Annotated in this window: 20 protein-coding genes; 12 read left to right on the forward strand and 8 right to left on the reverse strand. The window is 62.1% G+C overall.

Annotated elements, in window-relative coordinates; genetic code table 11:
* Window positions 1-124 precede the first annotated feature (124 nt).
* A complete protein-coding gene (locus tag PseAD21_RS18150) occupies window positions 125-1,513 on the reverse strand; it encodes a type VI secretion system Vgr family protein (RefSeq protein WP_102356866.1) in 1,389 nt (462 codons plus the stop codon).
* Window positions 1,514-1,734: 221 nt separating this feature from the next.
* Here PseAD21_RS18150 and PseAD21_RS18155 point away from each other — a divergent pair, with 221 nt between their 5' ends.
* Window positions 1,735-2,439 (forward strand): YebC/PmpR family DNA-binding transcriptional regulator, encoded by a 705-nt coding sequence (locus PseAD21_RS18155; protein ID WP_102356867.1) that lies wholly within the window; start codon window positions 1,735-1,737, stop codon window positions 2,437-2,439.
* Between the two features lie 94 nt (window positions 2,440-2,533).
* Here PseAD21_RS18155 and PseAD21_RS18160 read toward each other — a convergent pair whose 3' ends face one another.
* Window positions 2,534-3,847 (reverse strand): leucine-rich repeat-containing protein kinase family protein, encoded by a 1,314-nt coding sequence (locus PseAD21_RS18160; protein WP_102356868.1) that lies wholly within the window; start codon window positions 3,845-3,847, stop codon window positions 2,534-2,536.
* A 215-nt stretch (window positions 3,848-4,062) separates the two neighbouring features.
* Window positions 4,063-5,184 carry a cell division protein ZapE gene (zapE, locus tag PseAD21_RS18165; protein WP_102356869.1) on the reverse strand — a complete coding sequence of 374 codons (1,122 nt, stop codon included), beginning with the start codon at window positions 5,182-5,184 and terminating at the stop codon, window positions 4,063-4,065.
* A gap of 286 nt (window positions 5,185-5,470) precedes the next feature.
* Between zapE and PseAD21_RS18170 the strand changes: the two genes are divergently transcribed.
* The 7 genes from PseAD21_RS18170 (at window position 5,471) to PseAD21_RS18200 (ending at window position 12,081) form a co-directional block, all read left to right on the forward strand.
* Window positions 5,471-5,992, forward strand: a complete 522-nt coding sequence (locus tag PseAD21_RS18170; RefSeq protein ID WP_102356870.1) for a spore coat U domain-containing protein — start codon at window positions 5,471-5,473, stop codon at window positions 5,990-5,992.
* A 104-nt stretch (window positions 5,993-6,096) separates the two neighbouring features.
* The gene (locus PseAD21_RS18175; protein WP_102356871.1) at window positions 6,097-6,630 is read left to right on the forward strand and encodes a spore coat U domain-containing protein; all 534 of its coding nucleotides are present in this window, start codon (window positions 6,097-6,099) and stop codon (window positions 6,628-6,630) included.
* Window positions 6,631-6,650: 20 nt separating this feature from the next.
* Window positions 6,651-7,187, forward strand: a complete 537-nt coding sequence (locus PseAD21_RS18180) for a spore coat U domain-containing protein (protein ID WP_102356872.1) — start codon at window positions 6,651-6,653, stop codon at window positions 7,185-7,187.
* A gap of 4 nt (window positions 7,188-7,191) precedes the next feature.
* Window positions 7,192-7,692 carry a spore coat U domain-containing protein gene (locus tag PseAD21_RS18185; RefSeq protein ID WP_102356873.1) on the forward strand — a complete coding sequence of 167 codons (501 nt, stop codon included), beginning with the start codon at window positions 7,192-7,194 and terminating at the stop codon, window positions 7,690-7,692.
* A gap of 34 nt (window positions 7,693-7,726) precedes the next feature.
* The gene (locus tag PseAD21_RS18190; RefSeq protein WP_102356874.1) at window positions 7,727-8,515 is read left to right on the forward strand and encodes a molecular chaperone; all 789 of its coding nucleotides are present in this window, start codon (window positions 7,727-7,729) and stop codon (window positions 8,513-8,515) included.
* 240 nt (window positions 8,516-8,755) lie between these two features.
* Window positions 8,756-11,113 carry a fimbria/pilus outer membrane usher protein gene (locus tag PseAD21_RS18195; RefSeq protein ID WP_102356875.1) on the forward strand — a complete coding sequence of 786 codons (2,358 nt, stop codon included), beginning with the start codon at window positions 8,756-8,758 and terminating at the stop codon, window positions 11,111-11,113.
* The gene (locus PseAD21_RS18200; protein ID WP_102356876.1) at window positions 11,110-12,081 is read left to right on the forward strand and encodes a spore coat U domain-containing protein; all 972 of its coding nucleotides are present in this window, start codon (window positions 11,110-11,112) and stop codon (window positions 12,079-12,081) included. Before PseAD21_RS18195 ends, PseAD21_RS18200 begins: the two co-directional genes overlap by 4 nt.
* Window positions 12,082-12,201: 120 nt before the next feature.
* On the opposite strand, the gene PseAD21_RS18205 is transcribed toward PseAD21_RS18200, so the two are convergent.
* Complete coding sequence (locus tag PseAD21_RS18205) at window positions 12,202-12,957, reverse strand: anti-sigma factor (protein WP_102356877.1); 756 nt, start codon at window positions 12,955-12,957, stop codon at window positions 12,202-12,204.
* Window positions 12,954-13,460, reverse strand: coding sequence for an RNA polymerase sigma factor (locus PseAD21_RS18210; protein WP_102356878.1), 507 nt, complete (start codon window positions 13,458-13,460; stop codon window positions 12,954-12,956). The genes PseAD21_RS18205 and PseAD21_RS18210 overlap by 4 nt, the downstream gene beginning before the upstream one ends.
* A 157-nt stretch (window positions 13,461-13,617) precedes the next feature.
* Between PseAD21_RS18210 and PseAD21_RS18215 the strand changes: the two genes are divergently transcribed.
* Window positions 13,618-14,712: a catalase family peroxidase gene (locus PseAD21_RS18215; protein ID WP_102356879.1), complete on the forward strand. Its 1,095-nt coding sequence runs from the start codon at window positions 13,618-13,620 to the stop codon at window positions 14,710-14,712.
* Window positions 14,709-15,254: a cytochrome b gene (locus PseAD21_RS18220; RefSeq protein WP_102356880.1), complete on the forward strand. Its 546-nt coding sequence runs from the start codon at window positions 14,709-14,711 to the stop codon at window positions 15,252-15,254. The genes PseAD21_RS18215 and PseAD21_RS18220 overlap by 4 nt, the downstream gene beginning before the upstream one ends.
* Here PseAD21_RS18220 and PseAD21_RS18225 read toward each other — a convergent pair.
* Window positions 15,251-16,450 carry an MFS transporter gene (locus tag PseAD21_RS18225; RefSeq protein WP_102356881.1) on the reverse strand — a complete coding sequence of 400 codons (1,200 nt, stop codon included), beginning with the start codon at window positions 16,448-16,450 and terminating at the stop codon, window positions 15,251-15,253. The genes PseAD21_RS18220 and PseAD21_RS18225 overlap by 4 nt on opposite strands.
* Before the next feature lie 151 nt (window positions 16,451-16,601).
* A complete protein-coding gene (locus PseAD21_RS18230; protein WP_102356882.1) occupies window positions 16,602-17,753 on the reverse strand; it encodes a M14-type cytosolic carboxypeptidase in 1,152 nt (383 codons plus the stop codon).
* 97 nt (window positions 17,754-17,850) lie between these two features.
* On the opposite strand from PseAD21_RS18230, the gene PseAD21_RS29665 reads away from it, so the two are divergent.
* Window positions 17,851-18,015, forward strand: coding sequence for a hypothetical protein (locus PseAD21_RS29665; protein WP_158242601.1), 165 nt, complete (start codon window positions 17,851-17,853; stop codon window positions 18,013-18,015).
* Window positions 18,016-18,234: 219 nt separating this feature from the next.
* Here the strand turns inward: PseAD21_RS29665 and PseAD21_RS18235 are convergent, their stop codons facing one another.
* A complete protein-coding gene (locus PseAD21_RS18235) occupies window positions 18,235-18,573 on the reverse strand; it encodes a DUF6124 family protein (protein WP_025108948.1) in 339 nt (112 codons plus the stop codon).
* 130 nt (window positions 18,574-18,703) lie between these two features.
* Between PseAD21_RS18235 and PseAD21_RS18240 the strand changes: the two genes are divergently transcribed.
* The gene (locus tag PseAD21_RS18240; protein ID WP_102356883.1) at window positions 18,704-19,363 is read left to right on the forward strand and encodes a LexA family transcriptional regulator; all 660 of its coding nucleotides are present in this window, start codon (window positions 18,704-18,706) and stop codon (window positions 19,361-19,363) included.
* The last annotated feature ends 38 nt before the right edge of the window (window positions 19,364-19,401 follow it).

Here is a 19,401-nt window from a genome sequence, read left to right on the forward strand (position 1 = left end):
CAGAATCGAGCCTTGTCCCTCCTCCTCCCTTCAAGTCCTACCATACAAGCGAGCTTGCTCGCGAAGGCGGCCTGTCAGCCAACCGGTTTCTGGCAGGTGTACTCGAATCCAGTGTATGGCGCGGCTACGGCCCGGCGCTGTTGAGCAGCCAATCGAGCAGCAGGCTGCTGTCGCGGGTTGGCGGAGTTTCACGCGGTGGCGCAGGGCGCGGGTTGGCGAGACACAGGATCGGTCGATCCGGATCACTGTCGAGAAAGCTCACCCAGACTTCGCTGCCGGCGCGGGGCAGTTCATGGGCGGTGAGGCGGCCATTGGCGCCGGTCAGTGCAATCGGCAACCACAGACAAGCAGCGTCCGCTTCCTGCGCAGGCCACAGGCTGACGCCGATGCGCCCCAGCTCATCCAGTTGCGCCGGCTGGCCGGGCGTACCCAGCACTCGGGCCAGGTGATATCCAGCGATGTTCGGACGCGGCTGAGCCAGGGGCGGGCGGAACTCGGTTGACCAGGGCAGGGCGGTGAAGTGGTTGCGATAGTGATGCTCCTCGCTTGTCGGGTCGAGGATCGAGGGGTGCTGGCCTTGATGCTGCAGCTCGGTCATCAGCCATTGCTCGTTGAACGCATTGATCGGGTGCTCGCTGATCTGCAACAGGTGCCCGCTGCGCAGTGCGCTGCAATCGCTGCGCCCGTGGATCGAACGGGACTGGCAGCGTTGGCGCTGCAGGTGGCGACGGCTGCGTTGTTCGGCGTGGCGCTGTGTGCCCGACAGCTGCAAGGGTATGACCGTGGGCACAGAGTGATTGGCCGCGTCTTCGGCAATCACCTGTTGGCCCCGGTTGCGAATGCCCGGCGCGGCCATGATCGGTGTCGCGTCGTGGCGTTGAAACACTGTATTGAGGCGAGGTGAAGGGCTGTCGTCAGCGACGGCGAACGGCAGCGGCATCGGCTCCTGCGGCAGGCTCAGGTTGTCATCGGCAAACACCACGACATGCCCCAGCGGGTAATGTTCGAAGTGATAGTGAATGCCTTCCTCCTCGCACAGCCGTTGCAGCAAGGCCAGGTCGCTTTCCTCGTACTGAATGCAAAACGGCCGCACCGGGTAATGACCGACGCTCATCTCGATCCGGTAACTGTCCGCAGTCAGCCCGTGTTCGCCGAGCAGTTGGGCGAGGATCGCCGGTACGCTTGATTGCACGAAGACCCGGCGCCGCGGCGCCTGCGCCAGGCTCAGCAACTGCGGGACCAGGGTCAGCCGGTAGGCGATCCGGTGGCTGGCGCGATGCTCGCAACTGACGCTGTGGATCTGGCCATGAATCCCGTGATCGGCACCCAGACGCAGGTACGCCGGTTGTCGCAGCAGGCTGCCTGGGGGGAGGGCCGGGGCCAGACCCATCACTTCAATCTCGAAACGAAAAGGCTGATTGAGGGCTTCCTTGCCACTGAAACGCAGCACCGGCAGGCACAGTGGGCCGTCGGTCAGGGTCAGGGTGAACGGGCTTTGCTGATCATTGAGCATGCATACGGGCTCTGTGGGGCAGTACGGACGGCAGAGGGTACGAAAACGCGAGCACGAATGGTCATGGCCAGTGGGTTTTTCAGAATCGCCCTACAAGGTGTGGTGAAGATGTCGATTCAACAATGCATTTTTTTGGTCGATTGCCGACTTTAGGCCGTATAAACTTGGCGCCACGCGTCGGCCAATAGATGTCTCGGCGCCACAGATCAAGAGAGTGAGTAATGGGCGCACAGTGGAAGGTTAAACACAAAGAAGCGGCAGCCAACGCCAAGGGCAAGATCTTCGGCAAACTGGTGAAAGAAATCACCATCGCTGCCCGCAACGGTGCCGATACCGCCACCAACGCACACCTGCGTCTGGTGGTCGAACAGGCCAAGAAAGCCTCGATGCCCAAGGAAACCCTGGACCGCGCCATCAAGAAAGGCGCCGGTCTGCTGGGCGAAACCGTGCAGTACCACCGCGTGACTTACGAAGGTTTCGCGCCGCATCAGGTGCCGTTGATCGTCGAGTGCGTCACCGACAATATCAACCGCACCGTTGCGGAAATCCGCGTGGCGTTCCGCAAGGGTCAACTGGGGGCTTCCGGTTCGGTGGCCTGGGACTTCAACCACGTCGGCATGATCGAAGCGTCGCCGGACACCCCGGACGCCGATCCGGAAATGGCCGCGATCGAGGCTGGTGCCCAGGACTTCGAGCCGGCTGAAGAGGGCGCGACCCTGTTCCTGACCGATCCGACCGACCTCGACGCCGTGCAGAAAGCCCTGCCCGAGCAAGGTTTCACCGTGCTGTCGGCCAAACTCGGCTACCAGCCGAAGAACCCGGTCAGCGGCCTGAGCGACGAGCAGATGGCTGAAGTCGAAGCGTTCCTCGAAGGCCTCGACAACCATGATGACGTGCAGGACATGTTTGTCGGTCTGGCAGGTTGATCGGCTGAGTCACTGATACCGCCTTCGCGAGCAGGCTCGCTCCCACAGGGGATTTGTGAACGCCACAGATCCAGTGTGGGAGCGTGCGCAGCGGTCACAGCAGCGCCAGCACCTCAATCACTTCGCTGAACCCCGGCCGCGCCAGCACATCCGCCTGGCAGCAACGCCGTTCCAGATTCTCCAGTACCTTGCGCCGTTCGACACTCAACCCCGAGTCGATGCGCGCCAGCAATTCGCCGAGCAGAATCGCGAACGCCCGCACTTCGATGCGTTGCAGCGCCTGTGTTTCCAGATTGTCGGTGGTGGCATGGAACGACGCCGCGCCAAAATCCCCCAGCAGGCAATCGCCGTGTTCGTTCAACAGAATGTTGTGCCCGTAGAGATCGCCGTGGGTGATGCCCTGTTGATGCAGGTGTTCGGCCGCCGAAGCGATGCCTTGGGCAATGTTCAACGCGACCTCGGCACTGAACCGGCAATCCTCGCGGTAAACATCCCGCGAGCAACTGGCCAGGCTCGGCAATGCCGCCAGGTTGCGGAAACTCGGGTCGATCAGTTGCATGACCAAGCCCTGTTGCCCGTCAGGATGACCCTGAATGCGGCCCTCGACGCGGATCAGGTTCGGGTGCAGGCCGGCGGTGATGCAGGCGTTCATCTCATGCAACGGCGAACCGTCGCTGGTCATCTCGCCTTTGTACAGCTTCACCGCGACCGGGACTTGCGAGTGCTCGGTACGTTGCCACAGCGCCCGGGAAATTACCCCGGAAGCGCCTTCGCCCAGGCGTTGTTCCAGACGCAGCGCCGACCAGTCGATCAGCGGCGTGGCCTCCAGCGCGGCGGCGTCGGCTTCGGTTTCCAGCGGATTGCCGGCATACGCCAGCCAGGTCAGGCTCGGCAGGGTCAGCAGCCACTGCGGTAGTTCGCGCAGGCGGTTGGCGGCGATGCGGATCAGTTCCAGACGATGACATTGGCTCATCGACGCTGGCAGCGTTTGCAGGCGATTGCCGGCCAGCAGCAATTTTTGCAGGTACGGGCGCTCGCCCAGTTCGTTCGGCAAGGTTTCGATGCAGTTGTCGGTCAGGATCAACCAGCGCAACAGCGGCGGAAGGGCTGCGCCCGGCACGTGACGGATGCGGTTGGCCTTGAAGGCGACCATCGTCAGTGCCACACATTGACCGACGCAGACCGGCACTTCGGTGAAGCGGTTGTCCGAGCAGAACAGAATGCGCATCTTCGTCAGCCGATGCAGGTCGTCCGGCAGGCTGCTCAAGGCATTGCCGCTGAGGTTGAGCACCTCCAGCGTATCGGCCAGCTCGAAAATTTCCCGGGGGAACTCGGTCAGGCCGCAAGACAGGTCAAGCCGGGTAATGCCCGACAACTCGCCGGCGCGCAATTGAGCAAGGGTGTGCATGTGGATGTTCACTATCAAGGGAAAGAAGCGCCGGGCGCTCGGAATGGGCGACATGATAACGGCAATGGCTGGATTTGCACTGATCTGACCCTCGATAACTCCGTAAACCCTGTGGGAGCGGGCTTGCTCGCGAAGGCGTCCTGTCAGTCAGTAACTCGTCGCTGACACTGCGCTTTCGCGAGCAAGCCCGCTCCCACAAAAAGGGATCTTCAGGGTCAGTGAATTTCCTGCAATTGCCCCAAACGGCTGCGCGTGCGGGCCAGGTCGATGACGTTGCCGCCGAGGGCCTCACGCAGTGGCAAGCGGCCGAGCAGGGTCAGGTGTTTGTCCTGGTCGTAGAGCACGTCGATCAGGTTGATGAAGCGCTGTTGCGCGGCGATTGAGCATTCGTCCAGTTCCGGCAGGTCGTCGATGATCCAGTGGTCGAAACGCCGGCACAGCTCTAGATAATCCATCACCGCTGTCGGTTGCTCGCACAGGTCGTTGAAGGTAAACGCGACCCGGCCGCCATCGCACAGGCGCGCCTGAACGTGTCGGGTGCCCACCGGAAGCGCAATGGCCGGGGCACCCTCGGGCGGCAGGTTCAGGGTCTGGCGCTGTATTGCCGTGGCCGGCCACACATAGTGGCCCTGAGTGAATACTTGATGCGCATGGTTGCTCGCGTGACTGCGGTAATCGTGCGCGCCGCCGACTTCCATGATTTGCATCCGCGCGTTGATCAAATCGATCACCGGTTTGAAGCGAGCGTGATAGAGCGGGTTGGGCAGCAAGCCTTCCGGCGGATAGTTGGAGGTCACCAGCAGCAGGACGCCGCGTTGGAACAAGGCCTTGAACAGTCGGGTGATGAGCATCGCATCGCCGATGTCATGCACATGAAACTCGTCGAAACACAGGACCCGGCAATCGTGCAGCAGCTCGTCGAGGGTGACGGCGAGGGCGTCGTCGCGTTGACGATGGTTGAACATGCCCTGATGCAGCCGGGCAAAGAATTCATGAAAATGCACGCGCTGTTTCTGCGCGGTCGGCAACGCCTGGAAGAAGCCATCGAGCAGCCAGCTCTTGCCGCGTCCGACTGCGCCGTGCAGGTACAGGCTCGGTGGCGTTTGCGCGCTGGCACCGAACAACTGGCTGGCCTGTTGCGCCATGCAGTCGATCACCCGCTGCTGGCTGTGACTGAGGGTGTAACCCTGGCCATGGGCCTTGTGCCGGAAGTAATCACGGATCGACTGGCCACTGGCGTCATGCCCGCTGTTGCCCGGCCGGCCTTTCGCGAGCCAGCGGCGCAACGCCGACCAGCGTTGGGTCAGTGGTGATCGTTTGGGCGCTTGAGAGGGCACAGTGCGGTCACTCCGTGTTCATCAAACCGGCTCCCGGGAGCGCGGCGACGTAGTGTAACCAGAGGCTGCGGCAACCGGCCATCGCGGCTCGTCGACAGTGGGCGATAACTGAACAACATTGTGCGCAACGTACAGCAATTTTCAGCGATGTAATTCGCCTTGTTGCCAATCTTTCGAAACATATCCCGGCAGATCGATGGATCCAATCGACTGGCGGATTCGTCGACCGTTGCTAACCTGAAACACAGTAACGTCATCCAGGGGTTCCCTCACAAGGAATGGGACAGTGATTGCACGCGTGGTGGTGGGCCTGCTCGGCTTGCTCGGGGCCTCGGTGTACGCGGCGGATCTTCAGGTTGAAGTCCGCGTCGACGTGCAACGTGGTTGCCAACTGGTCGGCCAGCAGCGTGAGGCGGGCATCGAACAACTGGGCGTTCTGGATTTCGGCAGCACCGCGCGCCTCGATGATCCGGCCGGACCATTGGGGGCGGCGCTGACCAACCAGCGTTTGCCACGCCTGGAGTGCAATCCCGACACGCCGTATCAGTTGCGTGTCGACGGTGGCCTGCACGGCGGCGTCGGTGAGGTTCGCTACATGGCGGGGGCGGCTGGGAGCCAACCGATTCCGTATCGCCTGTATCAGGACGCGGCGCGCCGGGTGCCGCTGGTGGTGGATGTGCCGGTCAGCGGTCGGGTGCCGGACACCGGCACAGTGGAGTTGCCGCTGTACGCGCGGATCGAGCGCCTGGCGCAGGTGCCGCAGGTCAGCCGCTATTCGGATCTGCTGAAGGTCACCGTGACCTGGTGAGTGCAGGGTTTCAGGCAATCCGCTGGAGGGGGTTGCACAGGGAAGGGGCGTTCAATGCTGAACGCAAGGTTCGCAGGCATCCTGAAGGAGTAGGGACGGGCGCAATGACAGGCAAGCACTGGATGGTCATCGCCACAGGTACGCTGCTGTTGCTCGCTGACGACGCACAGGCGGCGGTCAGTGGGCAGATACATGCGCGGCTGATCCTGATTGCCGGCTGCGAAGTCACCAACAGCGCCACCCCCGCGACCCCGGTGAGCAATTTCGGTACCCTCGATTTCGGTCAGCAGGGGCCGACCTGGGACGCGCCGATCAAGGCCAGTCTCGACGGCGACAGCAGCGGCAAGCTGAACGTCGCCTGCAATCCTTCGGTCACCGGGTTCACCGTCAGCATCGACGGCGGCACCCACGGTGACGGCACCACGCGGCGCCTGAGCAACGGGCGCCAGACCCTGCCTTATCAACTGTTCCTGGATGCCTCGGGCAGCCAGCGCTACAGCATCGGCCAACAACACAATTTCGCTGTCACCAGCGGTGCGCAGATACCGATTCCGGTATTTGGCTCGGTGGTGGCGAATACCCGCGCGGTACCGGCAGGTGTCTATACCGACACGCTGACAGTGACGCTCGACTGGTAACCCCGTAGAGGACGGACACCATGCGCAAGTTTGCATCAAGGATTGGTTTGTCGTTGCTCGGCCTGACGCTGGTTTCCAGTGCCAACGCCGCCACCACCGTCACCGGCCAGATCACCGCCAGCCTGACCTTGATCAGCAGCTGTCAGGTCAACGGTGCCGGCGGCTCCACCGGGCTGAACTTCGGTGCGTTGAACTTCGGCACCGCCAACAGCCTGTTCACCACCGCCAGCGGCCAGGTATTGGGCGGTGGTGGCGGGGCGCTGTCGATTCTCTGCTCCAGTGGCACGACCCCGGTGGTCAAGGTGCGCGCTGGCGCTCACGACGGGCAATCGCCGGGTGGCGCTCGTGCGCTGTACGACGGTGTCGCCAACTACGTGCCGTACGATTTCTACACCGATGCCGGGCATTCGACACTGCTGCCGATTGACGGGACGATCAACCTGGCGACCAGCACCGGCGTGGCGCAGACGGTGAATCTCTACGGTCAGGCGGTGGGCAAGGCCGGGTTGCCGGCAGGGACGTACACCGACACTGTCGCTGTCGAACTGACGTTCTGATGCCATGCGCTGTCAGGGCTGCGCCGCGCTGCTCCTGCTCTGTGCGGGCAGTGTGCCGCTGCCGCTGGGGGCGGCGACCAGCCAGAGTTTTCAGGTCAGCGCCACCATCACACCGGGGTGTCTGGTGGTGGGCGGGGTCTCGAATTACGGCGGGCTGAATTTCGGTTCCAGTTCGGCGCTTTCCACCGGCACGGTGCAAGTGGCACTGACGGGTGGCGTGCAACTGCAATGCACACCGGGAGTGACGTTGAACATGACCGTCGATGGCGGCCAGTACAACAGCAGCGGCCGCCACATGCAGCTCAACAGCGGCAGTGCGCGGGTGGCTTACGCGCTGTTTCGCGATGCGGCATACAGCCAGAGCCTGGGCATCAGCCAGAGCGTGGCGGTGGCCTATAGCGATGCGAACAATATCAGCCTGCCGATTTACGGTCAGGTGCAGTTGCCGGGCAATCAGCCTGGGGGGACGTACAGCGACGTGTTGCAGGTGCAACTGTCGTGGTGAGGCGACATTTGAATGGCCGACAAGGAGCAGGTTCATGGGGGCAGTTACGTCACGGCATTGGGTTGTGCAGTACGCGATGTTGGCGTTGGTCATGCTCGGGGCCGGTCAGGTGCAGGCCGCCAGCTCGGTGCTGATCTGGCCGATCGATCCGGTGCTGGAAGCCGATCAACAGGCGAGTGCGCTCTGGCTGGAGAACCGCGGCACGGAAACCGCCAACTTGCAGATCCGCGTGTTCGGCTGGAGCCAGAGCGGTTTTGAAGAGCAATACCAGAACCAGCGCGACGTGATCGGCAGTCCGCCGGTAGCGAAGATCGAGCCGGGCCAGAAACAGCTGGTGCGTCTGACCCGAACCAAGGACGTACCGCCGGGGCAGGAACTGGCTTACCGGATCATCATCGACGAAATCCCTGCCGTTCAGCCACCGGCTGCCGAGGGCGGCAAAACGGCGGCAGCGATTCGCTTCCAGATGCGTTATTCGGTGCCGTTATTTGCCTACGGTGCCGGGTTGTGGAGCAAGGAAGACACCACTCGCCCGCGTGATCCCAAGGGTATTGGTCTGCCGCAGCTGAGCTGGCGCACGGTGGCGGTGGAGGGTCGGCCGTATGTCGAAGTGCGCAATCAGGGCGCGGTGCACGCGCGGCTGACCGATGTGGTGATCAAACAGGGTGGACAGAGCAAGCCAGTGGCCGAGGGACTGCTGGGTTACGTGCTGCCGGGAGCGGTGATGCGCTGGCCGGCGCCGGGACCGCTGGCGGGCGAGTCGGCGCTGCAGGTGAGGGTCAATGGTGGGGCGCAGGTGCAGAGCATTGCGCCGGGGCGGTGATCGAGTCAGTGGTTTGAGGTGAGCAGGTTTACCTGTGGTGAGGGGATTTAGCGAAAAGTCGCACCGCCCCGATCGGCTGCGCAGCAGTCGTCATGGCGGGCAACTGGGTACATCAGGGGAAAGCAGGGCCGCTGCGCGCCCCATCGGGGATAAATCCCCTCGCCACAATGAGAGTAGCAACCTGCCATTGAGGGCGGTGGCATCAGGAGGATTCAGTCCATTGACGGACGTAAAGCGTGTATGAGCCCGGGATGGGCTCGCCGTATTCAGCGTCCGTTGTGGCTCATGACTGGCGCGTGGTGCCTGATGTTCGTTCAACCATCCGGGGCCGGGGAACTGCCGCCGCCTCCCAGCGGCATGGAGGCCGTGAGTGATGCTCAGTTGTTTCTGGAGTTGGTGGTCAATCAGATGAACACCGGGCGGGTGGTGGCGGTGCAGCAGCGCGACGGGCATCTGTTCCTGCCGGTCAGCGTATTGACCGAAACCGGGATGAAACTGCCAGGCAATCCTGGTGCCGAAGTCGACCTCGACGGACAGCCGGGGTTGCACAGTGAATACGACAGCGTCGGTCAGCGCCTGCTGCTGGAGGTGCCGCCGCAGTGGCTGCCGGACCAGTTCATCGGCAATCGCCAGAACTATCCGCGCACCCCGGCACTGAGCAGTTTCGGTGCGCTGTTCAACTATGACCTGTACCTCAACGACACCGCCGATGCCGGCACCTATCTGGCGGCCTGGAACGAGGTGCGGCTGTTCGACAGCTGGGGCACGCTGTCCAACACCGGGCAGTACCGGCGCACCTTGTCTGGTGACTCGGTCAGTACGCTGGACAACGGCTATTTGCGCTACGACACCACCTGGCGTTACTCCGACGACGAACGAATGCTCACTTACGAGGGCGGTGACGTGATCAGCGGTGCCTTGCCCTGGAGCAACTCGGTGCGGCTGGGCGGCGTGCAGTTCTCGCGGGATTTTGCCGTGCGCCCGGACCTGGTGACCTACCCCTTGCCGCAGTTTGCCGGTGAAGCGGCGGTGCCGTCGTCGGTGGATCTGTTCATCAACGGCTACAAATCCAGCAGCGCCGATCTGCAACCGGGCCCGTACACCTTGACCAACATTCCGTTCATCAACGGCGCCGGAGAGGCGGTGGTGGTGACCACCGATGCACTGGGGCGGCAGGTGTCGACCACGGTGCCGTTCTATGTCACCAGCAGCTTGCTGCAAAAGGGCCTGAGCGATTTTTCCGTGGCGGCCGGTACGTTGCGCCGCGATTACGGTTTGAAGGATTTCAGCTACGGCACCGGCGTCACCTCCGGCAGCCTGCGGTATGGCGTCAGTGACAGTTTTACCCTGGAAAGCCATGCCGAAGCCGCGGACTCGCTGACCCTCGGCGGGATCGGCGGCAACCTGCGCCTGGGCAATTTCGGCGTGCTCAACAGCGCCATCAGTCAGAGCCGTTTCGAAGGTGACGGTGGCGACCAGTTGAGCCTTGGCTATCAATACAGCAGCCAACGCTACAGCTTTGCCTATCAACGCCTGCAACGCCGCGACCAGTACGCCGACCTGAGCGTGATCGACACTCCGTACGTCAGCCTCAGCCGCCGTAGCGAACAGGCGACCCTGAGCGTCAACCTCGACCGCTGGGGCAGCCTCGGTGCGGGCTATTTCGACGTGCGTGCTGCGGACGATTCGCGCACGCGGCTGCTCAACCTGAGTTGGAGCAAGTCACTGTGGCGCAACAGCAGTTTTTATCTGTCGGCCAACCGCGAGATCGGCGACAGCAACTGGGCGGTGCAGGCGCAACTGGTGATTCCGTTCGATTTGCGCGGCAGCCTGGCGATCAGCAGTGAACGCAGCAAGACCGGGCAAAGTCAGCAGCGGGTCAACTACAGCCGCTCGGTGCCGACCGAGGGCGGCGTCGGTTTCAATCTGGGTTACGCCAAGGGTGACGGTCCCGATTATCGTCAGGCCGACGTGACCTGGCGCCTGCAATCGGTGCAATTGCAGGCCGGGGTCTACGGCACCTCAGACGCCGAAACCCGTTGGGCCGATGCCAGTGGCTCGCTGGTGTGGATGGACCGGCAGGTGTTCGCCGCCAATCGTATCGACGATGCATTTGTGGTGGTCAGCACCGATGGCTTTGCCGATATTCCGGTGCGCTACGAAAACCAGCAGGTCGGTCAGACCGACAAGAACGGCCATCTGCTGGTGCCGTGGAGCAGCGCTTACTACCGCGGCAAATACGAAATCGATCCACTGAATCTGCCGGCCAACGTGCGCAGCCCCAACGTCGAACAACGCATCGCCGTGCGCCGGGGCAGTGGTTATTTGCTGGAGTTTCCACTGTCCCGGGTGATCGCCGCGAGCATCGTGCTGGTGGATGCGCAGCAACGTGAACTGCCGTTGGGCGCGGGCGTGCTGCATGAGCAGAGTGGGACGCGCACGGTGGTCGGCTGGGATGGGCTGGTGTATCTGGAAAACCTGCAGGCGCAGAACGCGTTGCAGGTGACACTGGCGGGCGGCAAGACCTGCAAGGCACAGTTCAGCGTAGACATGCAGCAGAGCCAGGTGCCGCTGATCGGCCCGTTGGTGTGCCAGTGATCGCAGCCCGAATCTGTCTGTGCCTGGCGCTGCTGCTGCCGGGGGCGGCGCAGGCCTTGTGTTCGGTGCCCGGCACCACGCCGGCGGCGTTCGGCTCGATCAGTTCGATTGCCGTGCGCACCACCACCCAGTCGAGTTCCACGCTCAATGCCGGGTTGAGTTGCACCGGGTCGCTGCTGTCACTGCTGACCAGCAACGACCATTTCTACGCCACCATCACCTCGACCCAGAGCGGGTTGCTCGGGCCGACCGGGGACGTCATCGGTTACACGATCTACGCCAACAACAGCACCAGTTACCCGGTGACCCGCGGCACAGCTTACGATTTCGCCCGCAACGGCATCATCGACGCGCTGGGGTTACTCAACGGCACCACCCCGAAAACCGTGCCGCTGTACCTGGGCACGACCATCGGCAGCAACGTCGCCGCCGGGGTCTATACGGAAACCCTGAGCATTTTCTGGAACTGGAATTACTGCTCCGGGATCGGTATCGGCAGTGTTTGCCTGGGGCGCGACATCAATAGCGGTACGGCGACGCTGACGGTGAATCTGACCGTGTCCAACGACTGCACGATTACCGCGCCGAACATCGCGTTCGGCAGCGCGCCGGTGATCAGCGCCTTTACCCCGGTGACCGGGCAGACAATCAATCTGGCCTGCACCAAGGGCAGCGCCTACACCGTGGGTTTGAGCGACGGGCAGAACCCGGTCGGTGTCGGTGGCCGGCGGCGGATGATTTCCGGGAGCAATTATCTGGCCTACGACATCTTCAAAAGTGCCGGCACCACCCGTTGGGGCAGCGTTGGCAGCGAGCGTCGGGCCAGCACGGATGCCGAGGTCAATCCGGGGAACGGGCTAGGCACCGGGAGCCAGATCTTCAATTACAACGCGAAGATTTATACCGACCAGACCACGCCGCCGGCGGGGACGTACCTGGACAATGTGGTGCTCGACGTAGGGTTCTGAATTCACACAGTCCCTGTAGGAGTGAGCCTGCTCGCGATAGCTTTCTGTCAGTTACATCTGATCTGACTGGTGCACCACTATCGCGAGCAGGCTCACTCCTACAGGGGATCTATGAAGCTCTCAGAATTGCATTGATTGCTTGAGTTGTTTTGCCGCCGGCGAGTCAGTCGGGCTGACCATTGCATAGTTGTATCCGCCGCCGGACCAGTAATCGGCCTGCAGATCACCATCGCTGCGGCTGCCGCGTGGCAGGAAGGTGTTCTTCGGCCCCGGTGGACGCACGTAGAAGCTGACCTTGTGGCCGCTGCGATCCTCGTACATCACCATCGCCGCCGGGCCTTCGTCGGTGCTGAGCAGGCGGCCGCTGACCGGTTCGAACCCTGCGGCTTTCAGGTCCGGCAAGCGACTGGCCTGAGTGAAATAACGGTCGAGCCAGCGCTGCATGTCGCCGTCAGTGTCGACCTTGTAGTCCGCCGGCAACATCCCTTGCTGGGCAATCAGTCGATAGGCCTGCAGGGCGTCGGTCATCGGTAACAGGGAAGGGCGCACCAGGGTCATTTCCCGTGCCTGCCAGCCGCTGAAGCCGCCGATGCCGACCGCGATCAGCAACACCGCCGCGCTGGCCAGGTGGCGCCGCGACTGACGCTTGAGGCGCTGGCGAATCAGTGCCGGATCGAGTTCCGGATTGGCCGGTAGCTGCAATGCATTGCCGAGGGCAGCGCGCAGTTGCTGGGCGTCCTGTTGCCAGGCGCGCACCTGCGCAGCGGCTTCCGGGTGGGTGGCTAACCAAGTGTCGAGCACGCGCCGATCAGCCTCGTTGAGTTGGTGGTCGACGTAAGCGTGCAGGTCGCGCTCGCTGGGGGGCATGCTGATCATTTGAGTATCCGCAAAGAAGGGCTGCTGATTTCGCCGTCGCTCAGTTGGCGCAACGCCTGGCGGGCGCGGGACAGGCGCGACATCACGGTGCCGGTGGGGACGTCGAGGATGTCGGCGACTTCCTGGTAGCTCAGGCCTTCCACCGAGACCATCAACAGCAGGGCACGCTGCTCGGTGGGCAGGCGATCGAAGGCTTGCAGGGTCGATTGAGCGATCACGGTACGCTCGGTTGAGGGTTCGGCGTCGTCGCGACCGGTGAAGAATTCGAGCATTCGTGCATAACGACGCGAGCGCCGGTGGGCATCGAGAAATTGCCGATAGAGGATCGCGAACAGCCACGCGCGCACGTCGCCCTCGGCGCGTTTGCCACCCCAGCCGGACAGGGCCCGCTCAAGGCTGGCCTGCACCAGATCGTCGGCGCTGCTGCTGTTGCGGGTCAGTGACACGGCAAAGCGGCGCAATCTGGGAATGATTTCTTTCAACTGTTCGTCGAATTCGCTCATGAAATTCTGCTAGTCACTACGCTGTGGACTAGGAAGACGTCCGCCGCTGGAGGTTATTCCACGTTCGGAAAAATAAATACCGGGTCATGGAATAAATCCCGCTGGGGTGCGTCTTGCTGATTCTTCCTACTTGTGGCCGATGGCCCTGGAGTTATTCATGGTTGATCGCACTTCACCGCCGGGCAGGCCACCGCGTCCGCCCTTGAGCGCCGCGAGCGCAGTGTTGCGTCTGACGGCGATTGCCGTGGTGGTTGCCGCTGTCGCCGGGGCGTTTGCCTACGTGCACGGTAACTTTGACCCACAACGTCTGACGCCCAAGGCGTTGGTTGACGTGCTGGAGAAAAACAACGGCGTGCATCCCGGGTTTCGTCGCAACCACGCCAAGGGCGTGTGCGTGATCGGGCATTTCGAGAGCAGCGGCGAGGCGCGGGCGTTCTCTTCCGCGCAGGTGTTCAACGAGGCGCAGACTCCGGTGGTCGGGCGTTTCGCACTACCGGCGGGTAATCCCTACGCACCGGACAACAGCGTGCCGATCCGCAGTCTGGCATTGCGTTTCACCCAGGCCAACGGTCAGCAATGGCGCACCGGAATGAACAGCATGCCGGTGTTTCCGGTCGGCACGCCCGAGGCGTTCTATCAGTTGCAGCAGGCGCAGTCGCCGGACCCGGCCACGGGCAAGCCGGATCCGTCGAAAGTCCCGGCGTTCTTCGCCGCGCATCCGGAGGCGGTGCCGTTCCTGACCTGGGTGAAGACCGCCAAACCGTCGGCCAGCTATGCCACCGAAACCTACAACAGCGTGAATGCGTTCTATCTGGTCAACGCCAGTGGCCAGAAGCAGGCCGTGCGCTGGAGCGTTACGCCACTGGCGCGTGATGCCGCCGGAGCCACGGCGCCGAAGGGTGCGGACTTTCTCGAGAAGGATCTGGTGCAGCGTCTGGCCGAAGGGCCGTTGCGCTGGCAGTTGAACATCACCCTGGCCAACCCCGGTGATCCGGTGAACGACGCCAGCAAGACCTGGCCCGAGGGGCGCAAGGTGTTGAATGCCGGCACGCTGGTGTTGGAGAAGACTCAGCCGCAACTCAGCGGCGAATGCCGTGACATCAACTACGATCCGCTGGTGCTGCCGGCCGGTATCGAAGGTTCCGACGACCCATTGCTTGCTGCGCGTTCTGCCGGTTACGCCGATTCCTACCTGCGCCGTACCAGTGAAGTCAGCCAATTGCCCGCCGCCAAGCAGGAGGCTCGCCCATGAGCACGCAACCGACTCATTTCGCGCTGTTGGCGCGGCTGCTGCACTGGCTGATGGCGCTGATGGTCATTGCCATGTTGTTCATTGGCGCCGGCATGGTCACTTCCGTTTCGCAGCGGCATGAATGGCTGATTCACCTGCACAAACCGCTGGGCATCGCGATTCTGCTGCTGGTGGTCGTGCGCCTGTTGGTGCGGTTTTCCACCCGACAGCCGCCGCTGCCTGCGGATCTTCCGGGCTGGCAGGTGATGGCGGCCAAGGCTTCGCACGTGTTGTTGTACGCGTTGATGCTGGTGCTGCCGGTGCTCGGCTGGGCGATGATCAGTGCGTCGGGCGAGCCGGTGATGCTCAGCACTACGTTGCAGCTGCCGTCGATCCTGCCGGCCGATGCACAACTGTTCGCCGTGCTGCGCAAGACGCATGGCTATCTGGCGTATCTGCTGTTCCTGACCGTGCTGCTGCACCTGGCGGCGGCGCTGTTCCATGGTTGGGTGCGCCGCGACGAGGTGCTCGACAGCATGCTGCGCGGTCGGGATCGCGACTAGCCTGCCTGGGTGGCGCACTGCTGCGGTGCGCCACTTTTCAGGGTCAGCCACCAGTAACCCAGCGCCAGCGCATTGATACCGGCGCCGAGCAGGCACACACCGGTCCAGCCGGCCCACGCGTACATCGCCGTCGAAATGAGCGAACCCACTGCGCTACCGATCGAATAGAACAGCATGTAGCCGGCGGTGAGGCGGCTTTGTGCTTCGGGGCGCACGCTGTAGATCATGCTCTGGCTGGTGACGTGCACGGCCTGCAAGCCCAGATCGAGGGTGATCACGCCGAGCAACAGCGCCCACAGCGACGACTGGGTGAGGGCGATCGGGAGCCACGAAGCCAGCATCAGCAATAACGAAAGCCCACTGACCCATTGGCCAAGACCCCGGTCGGCCAGGTGTCCGGCACGCGCCGCCGCCAGCGCACCGGCGGCTCCAGCCAGTCCGAACAGACCGATTTCACTGTGAGACAACGACAGCGGTGGCGCGGCCAGCGGCAGCACCATCGGCGTCCACAGGACCATGGCGCTGGCGAAGGTCAGCAGGGCGAGTATCGCCCGTTGTCGCAGCACCGGTTCTTGTCTGAACAGGCGGAACACCGAAGCGATCAGCGCGCTGTAACTGCTGGCCGGCTGCGCGGACTCACCCTTGGGCAGGACGCGCAACAGCAGCAGCGCCATCAGCAGTGTCAGCCCCGCCGACAGCATGTAAATCGCCTGCCATCCGGCCAGGTCAGCCATGGCCCCGGCAACGGTGCGCGCGAGCAAGATACCGACGACGATGCCGCTGGTGACGACCCCGACCACCCGGCCGCGTTGTGCCGGGACGGCCAGTGTCGCGGCGTAGGCCACCAGCACTTGCGTCACCACCGCGAGCAAACCGGTCAGGGTCATGCCGAGCAGTAACCACGCGCTGTTGGGCGCCAGCGCGATCAGTAGCAGGGCCGCTGCCGAGAGCAGGGTCTGGGTGACGATCAGCCGCCGTCGGTTGAGCAGGTCGCCGAGTGGCACCAGCAACACCAGACCGATGCCGTAGCCGAACTGCGTCAAGGTGATGACGATGCCGATGGTCGCCGGCGACATGGCAAATGCTTCGGCCATGGCATCCAGCAGCGGCTGCGCGTAATACACATTGCCCACGGCCAGTCCACAGGCGACGGCGAACAGCAGCACCACGCTGCTTTTGAGGGGTTGAGGTTGCATGCCCTGATTCCTTTTTTGGGTTTCATATTAAAACCAGAGTTACGGTAAGCACTGTGGTTTTATTTTGCAACCTGATTGGGCGAGGCATTTGATTGGGCAAAAAAAAGATCGCAGACAACGCTGCGATCTTTTGGGTGTGGCGGGGTAGGGATCAGCGCAGGGTATCGACCATGTCGGCGATGGTGGTCAGTACGTCCTTGCCCAACTGTTTGGAGCGTTTGCCCGACCAGCCGGTGAGCGGGTTTGGCGCGTCATCGTGGTCCTTGAACGGCATTTCCAGGGTCAGCGACAGGCAGTCGTATTTCTCGCCGACGCTGTTGCAGGCCAGAGTCATGTTGGCCTGGCCCGGTTCGTCGCGGGTGTAGCCGTATTTGGTCTGGAAGTCTTTGGTGGTGTGCTTGAGGTGCGTGCGGAAATGCTCTTCGAGCCTCTCGATACGCGACGTGTACCCCGGGTTGCCTTCGCAACCGGCGGTGAACACGTGGGGGATTTCTTCGTCACCGTGTACGTCGAGGAACAGATCGACGCCGTACTTTTCCATCTGCTGCTGTACGAAAAGTACCTCGGGGCTGACGTCCTGACTGGCGCTCTGCCAGGCACGGTTCAGGTCCTGGCCCATGGCGTTGGTGCGCAGGTGGCCGTGGAAGGCACCGTCTGGGTTCATGTTCGGCACCAGGAACAGGTCGGCGCTGGCGAGCAGTTTGTTCAAGACCGGGTCTTCGTGGCGCTCCAGACGCTCGATCACGCCCTCCATGAACCATTCGGCCATGTGCTCGCCCGGGTGCTGTTGCGCGATGATCCAGACTTTGCGCTGGCCTTCGGCGCCGCTGCCCTTGCGCAGCAACTGAATGTCACGCCCTTCGACGCTCTTGCCAGTGGCCAGGAGTTCAGTGCCGGCCTTGGTCAGCGCCTGCTCGATCAGCCAGTCATGACGACCACGGCTGTAGGGTTCGAAGTAGGCGAACCAGGCGTGGGTCTGCTCGGCTTCGAGGCAAAAGCGCAGGCTGTCGCCCTCAAAACTGGTGGGAATGCGGAACCAGTTGACGTGGTCGTAGGAAGCGACTGCCTGATAGCCGGTCCACGCCTTGTTATAGGAAGATTGGCTGGCGTTGACCAAGCGAAACCAGTGCTCCTGATGAACATGCAGGCCGCTGGCCTTGAAGTGGAACCACTGAAAATGCGCGCTGCGGGTATCCGGGCGAATAGCCAGAACCGGATTGAGCGGATTGGTGATGTCGATGACTTGAATGTTGCCGCTGTCGAAGTTGGCGCTGATGTCGAACGAAGATTTGGCCACGGTCATAATCGCTTCCTGAATATGATTTTTATGGCGGCTACTTTACACGCAAGACAGGGGTGAAACCGAGGGAAATTGCGGGTTGCGGTGGGGGGCGTCCTCCATGACGCGCAAGCAGCTTAGAGACTGTGCGATTGATTCTCAAGTGCTAATTGTCATCAGTTTTCCTCAATGTGGCCGGGCTTCGCTTGCCAAGCGATATTCTTTTGATATTATCCGCGCCATCGAATTTGCAACGCCCAAAGACTTCATTAGCCTGAAGCCATAAGCCCGAAAACGGGCAAAAAAAAGACCCGGCAAAAAGCCGGGTCAAAAACCGTGATTAGCCTGATGAGGAGATAGTCCAGAAGACCGACCTAAGGTCTCTGGTCCATCGACTGATCTCGCGATCAGTTGCTTGCAATAATAATCATTATCATTTGCAAGTCAAATGTTTTTATCTGCGCGATGGGGAAATTCTTTCTTGTCCGTCTGTTTGCCGTGTTCGTCAGAGCTGCTCGCCATCAATTGAATGGTCGACCATCGCCCGCGCCATATCCACCATATGCACAACCGAAAAGGCCAGGTCGCGGCTTGCGCCTTGCAGGTTTTCAGCTGCCTTGAACGCGGTGGCCGCTGCACAGCGCAGTAGATCGGAGGCATGCACCAGGGCTTCTTCGCCACTGAGATGACGTTTTACATCGAAAAAACGCTCTTCGACTTCGGGTTCTGACACAGCTGGTTTCAAGTAATAATCCAGTGCTCGCTGCGCTGCCGCGTTGCCTTGAGGAGAGGTGAACGTGGTGTCCATTTGCAGATCGGGCAAGTCTTTGCTGCTGATATTCATGGTGAAAGGTCACTCCTTGTTCGATTGAAAATCCGTGCTTTCAGAATAGTACGGTACGTAGTTGTGACCAGAATTTAAATACTACAATATGTGTTTTGCTGGCCGAAGGCGTCCACGTAAGGTGCCCCACATGGATAAATGGATTGAGTTGGTCAAGGCCAAGATGAGTGAACTCAAAATCACTCAAACAGAGCTCGGAGAGCGCGTCGGCATGTCCCAGGGCGGCATCGGCCATTGGCTGAACAAGCGTCGCGAACCGGGCATCACGCAAATGAACCGCGTGTTGCAGGCGCTGGGGATGGAGTTCCTCGAAGTGGTGCTGGTGATCCGTGAACCGCAGGAAGCGGCGGATGACGAAATGCCACTGGCGCAGAAGTACAACCCGTACTTTCGCTACCCGGTCAGCGACTGGCGCACCTCGTGCGAAACACGCGAAAGTGCAGCCACGGCCTATACCCCGACGCAGGACAAGCCGCGCTTCGAACTGACGGATTATCATGCCCGTGGTGCGGCGTTCTGGCTCACGGTGGCGGGGGACTCGATGACCGCACCCACCGGCCAGAGCATTGCCGAAGGCATGCTGATTCTGGTGGATCCGGAGGTGGAAGCGGTACCCGGCAAACTGGTGATCGCCCAGTGGCAGGACAGCGAAGAAGCGATCTTCCGCAAACTGGACGAAGAGGGCGGCCAGCGTTACCTGGTACCGCTCAATCCGACCTGGCCGAAAGCCCTGTTCACCGACGAGTGTCGAATCATCGGTGTCGTGGTTCAGGCAACGGCGCGTTACTAGTCAGATCGATCCTCGCCGGGCGTAGGATCGATCTGCTC

Origin of the sequence: Pseudomonas sp. AD21 (assembly GCF_002878485.1) — a bacterium.
Lineage (GTDB): Bacteria > Pseudomonadota > Gammaproteobacteria > Pseudomonadales > Pseudomonadaceae > Aquipseudomonas.

What these genes read in the sequence shown, in the direction of transcription:
- PseAD21_RS18150 (WP_102356866.1), bottom strand. Translation starts at nt 1,513, where the DNA reads ATGCTCAATGATCAGCAAAGCCCGTTCACCCTGACCCTGACCGACGGC.
- PseAD21_RS18155 (WP_102356867.1), top strand. Translation starts at nt 1,735, where the DNA reads ATGGGCGCACAGTGGAAGGTTAAACACAAAGAAGCGGCAGCCAACGCC.
- PseAD21_RS18160 (WP_102356868.1), bottom strand. Translation starts at nt 3,847, where the DNA reads ATGCACACCCTTGCTCAATTGCGCGCCGGCGAGTTGTCGGGCATTACC.
- PseAD21_RS18175 (WP_102356871.1), top strand. Translation starts at nt 6,097, where the DNA reads ATGACAGGCAAGCACTGGATGGTCATCGCCACAGGTACGCTGCTGTTG.
- PseAD21_RS18180 (WP_102356872.1), top strand. Translation starts at nt 6,651, where the DNA reads ATGCGCAAGTTTGCATCAAGGATTGGTTTGTCGTTGCTCGGCCTGACG.
- PseAD21_RS18185 (WP_102356873.1), top strand. Translation starts at nt 7,192, where the DNA reads ATGCGCTGTCAGGGCTGCGCCGCGCTGCTCCTGCTCTGTGCGGGCAGT.
- PseAD21_RS18190 (WP_102356874.1), top strand. Translation starts at nt 7,727, where the DNA reads ATGGGGGCAGTTACGTCACGGCATTGGGTTGTGCAGTACGCGATGTTG.
- PseAD21_RS18195 (WP_102356875.1), top strand. Translation starts at nt 8,756, where the DNA reads ATGAGCCCGGGATGGGCTCGCCGTATTCAGCGTCCGTTGTGGCTCATG.
- PseAD21_RS18205 (WP_102356877.1), bottom strand. Translation starts at nt 12,957, where the DNA reads ATGATCAGCATGCCCCCCAGCGAGCGCGACCTGCACGCTTACGTCGAC.
- PseAD21_RS18210 (WP_102356878.1), bottom strand. Translation starts at nt 13,460, where the DNA reads ATGAGCGAATTCGACGAACAGTTGAAAGAAATCATTCCCAGATTGCGC.
- PseAD21_RS18215 (WP_102356879.1), top strand. Translation starts at nt 13,618, where the DNA reads ATGGTTGATCGCACTTCACCGCCGGGCAGGCCACCGCGTCCGCCCTTG.
- PseAD21_RS18220 (WP_102356880.1), top strand. Translation starts at nt 14,709, where the DNA reads ATGAGCACGCAACCGACTCATTTCGCGCTGTTGGCGCGGCTGCTGCAC.
- PseAD21_RS18225 (WP_102356881.1), bottom strand. Translation starts at nt 16,450, where the DNA reads ATGCAACCTCAACCCCTCAAAAGCAGCGTGGTGCTGCTGTTCGCCGTC.
- PseAD21_RS18230 (WP_102356882.1), bottom strand. Translation starts at nt 17,753, where the DNA reads ATGACCGTGGCCAAATCTTCGTTCGACATCAGCGCCAACTTCGACAGC.
- PseAD21_RS29665 (WP_158242601.1), top strand. Translation starts at nt 17,851, where the DNA reads ATGACGCGCAAGCAGCTTAGAGACTGTGCGATTGATTCTCAAGTGCTA.
- PseAD21_RS18235 (WP_025108948.1), bottom strand. Translation starts at nt 18,573, where the DNA reads ATGAATATCAGCAGCAAAGACTTGCCCGATCTGCAAATGGACACCACG.
- PseAD21_RS18240 (WP_102356883.1), top strand. Translation starts at nt 18,704, where the DNA reads ATGGATAAATGGATTGAGTTGGTCAAGGCCAAGATGAGTGAACTCAAA.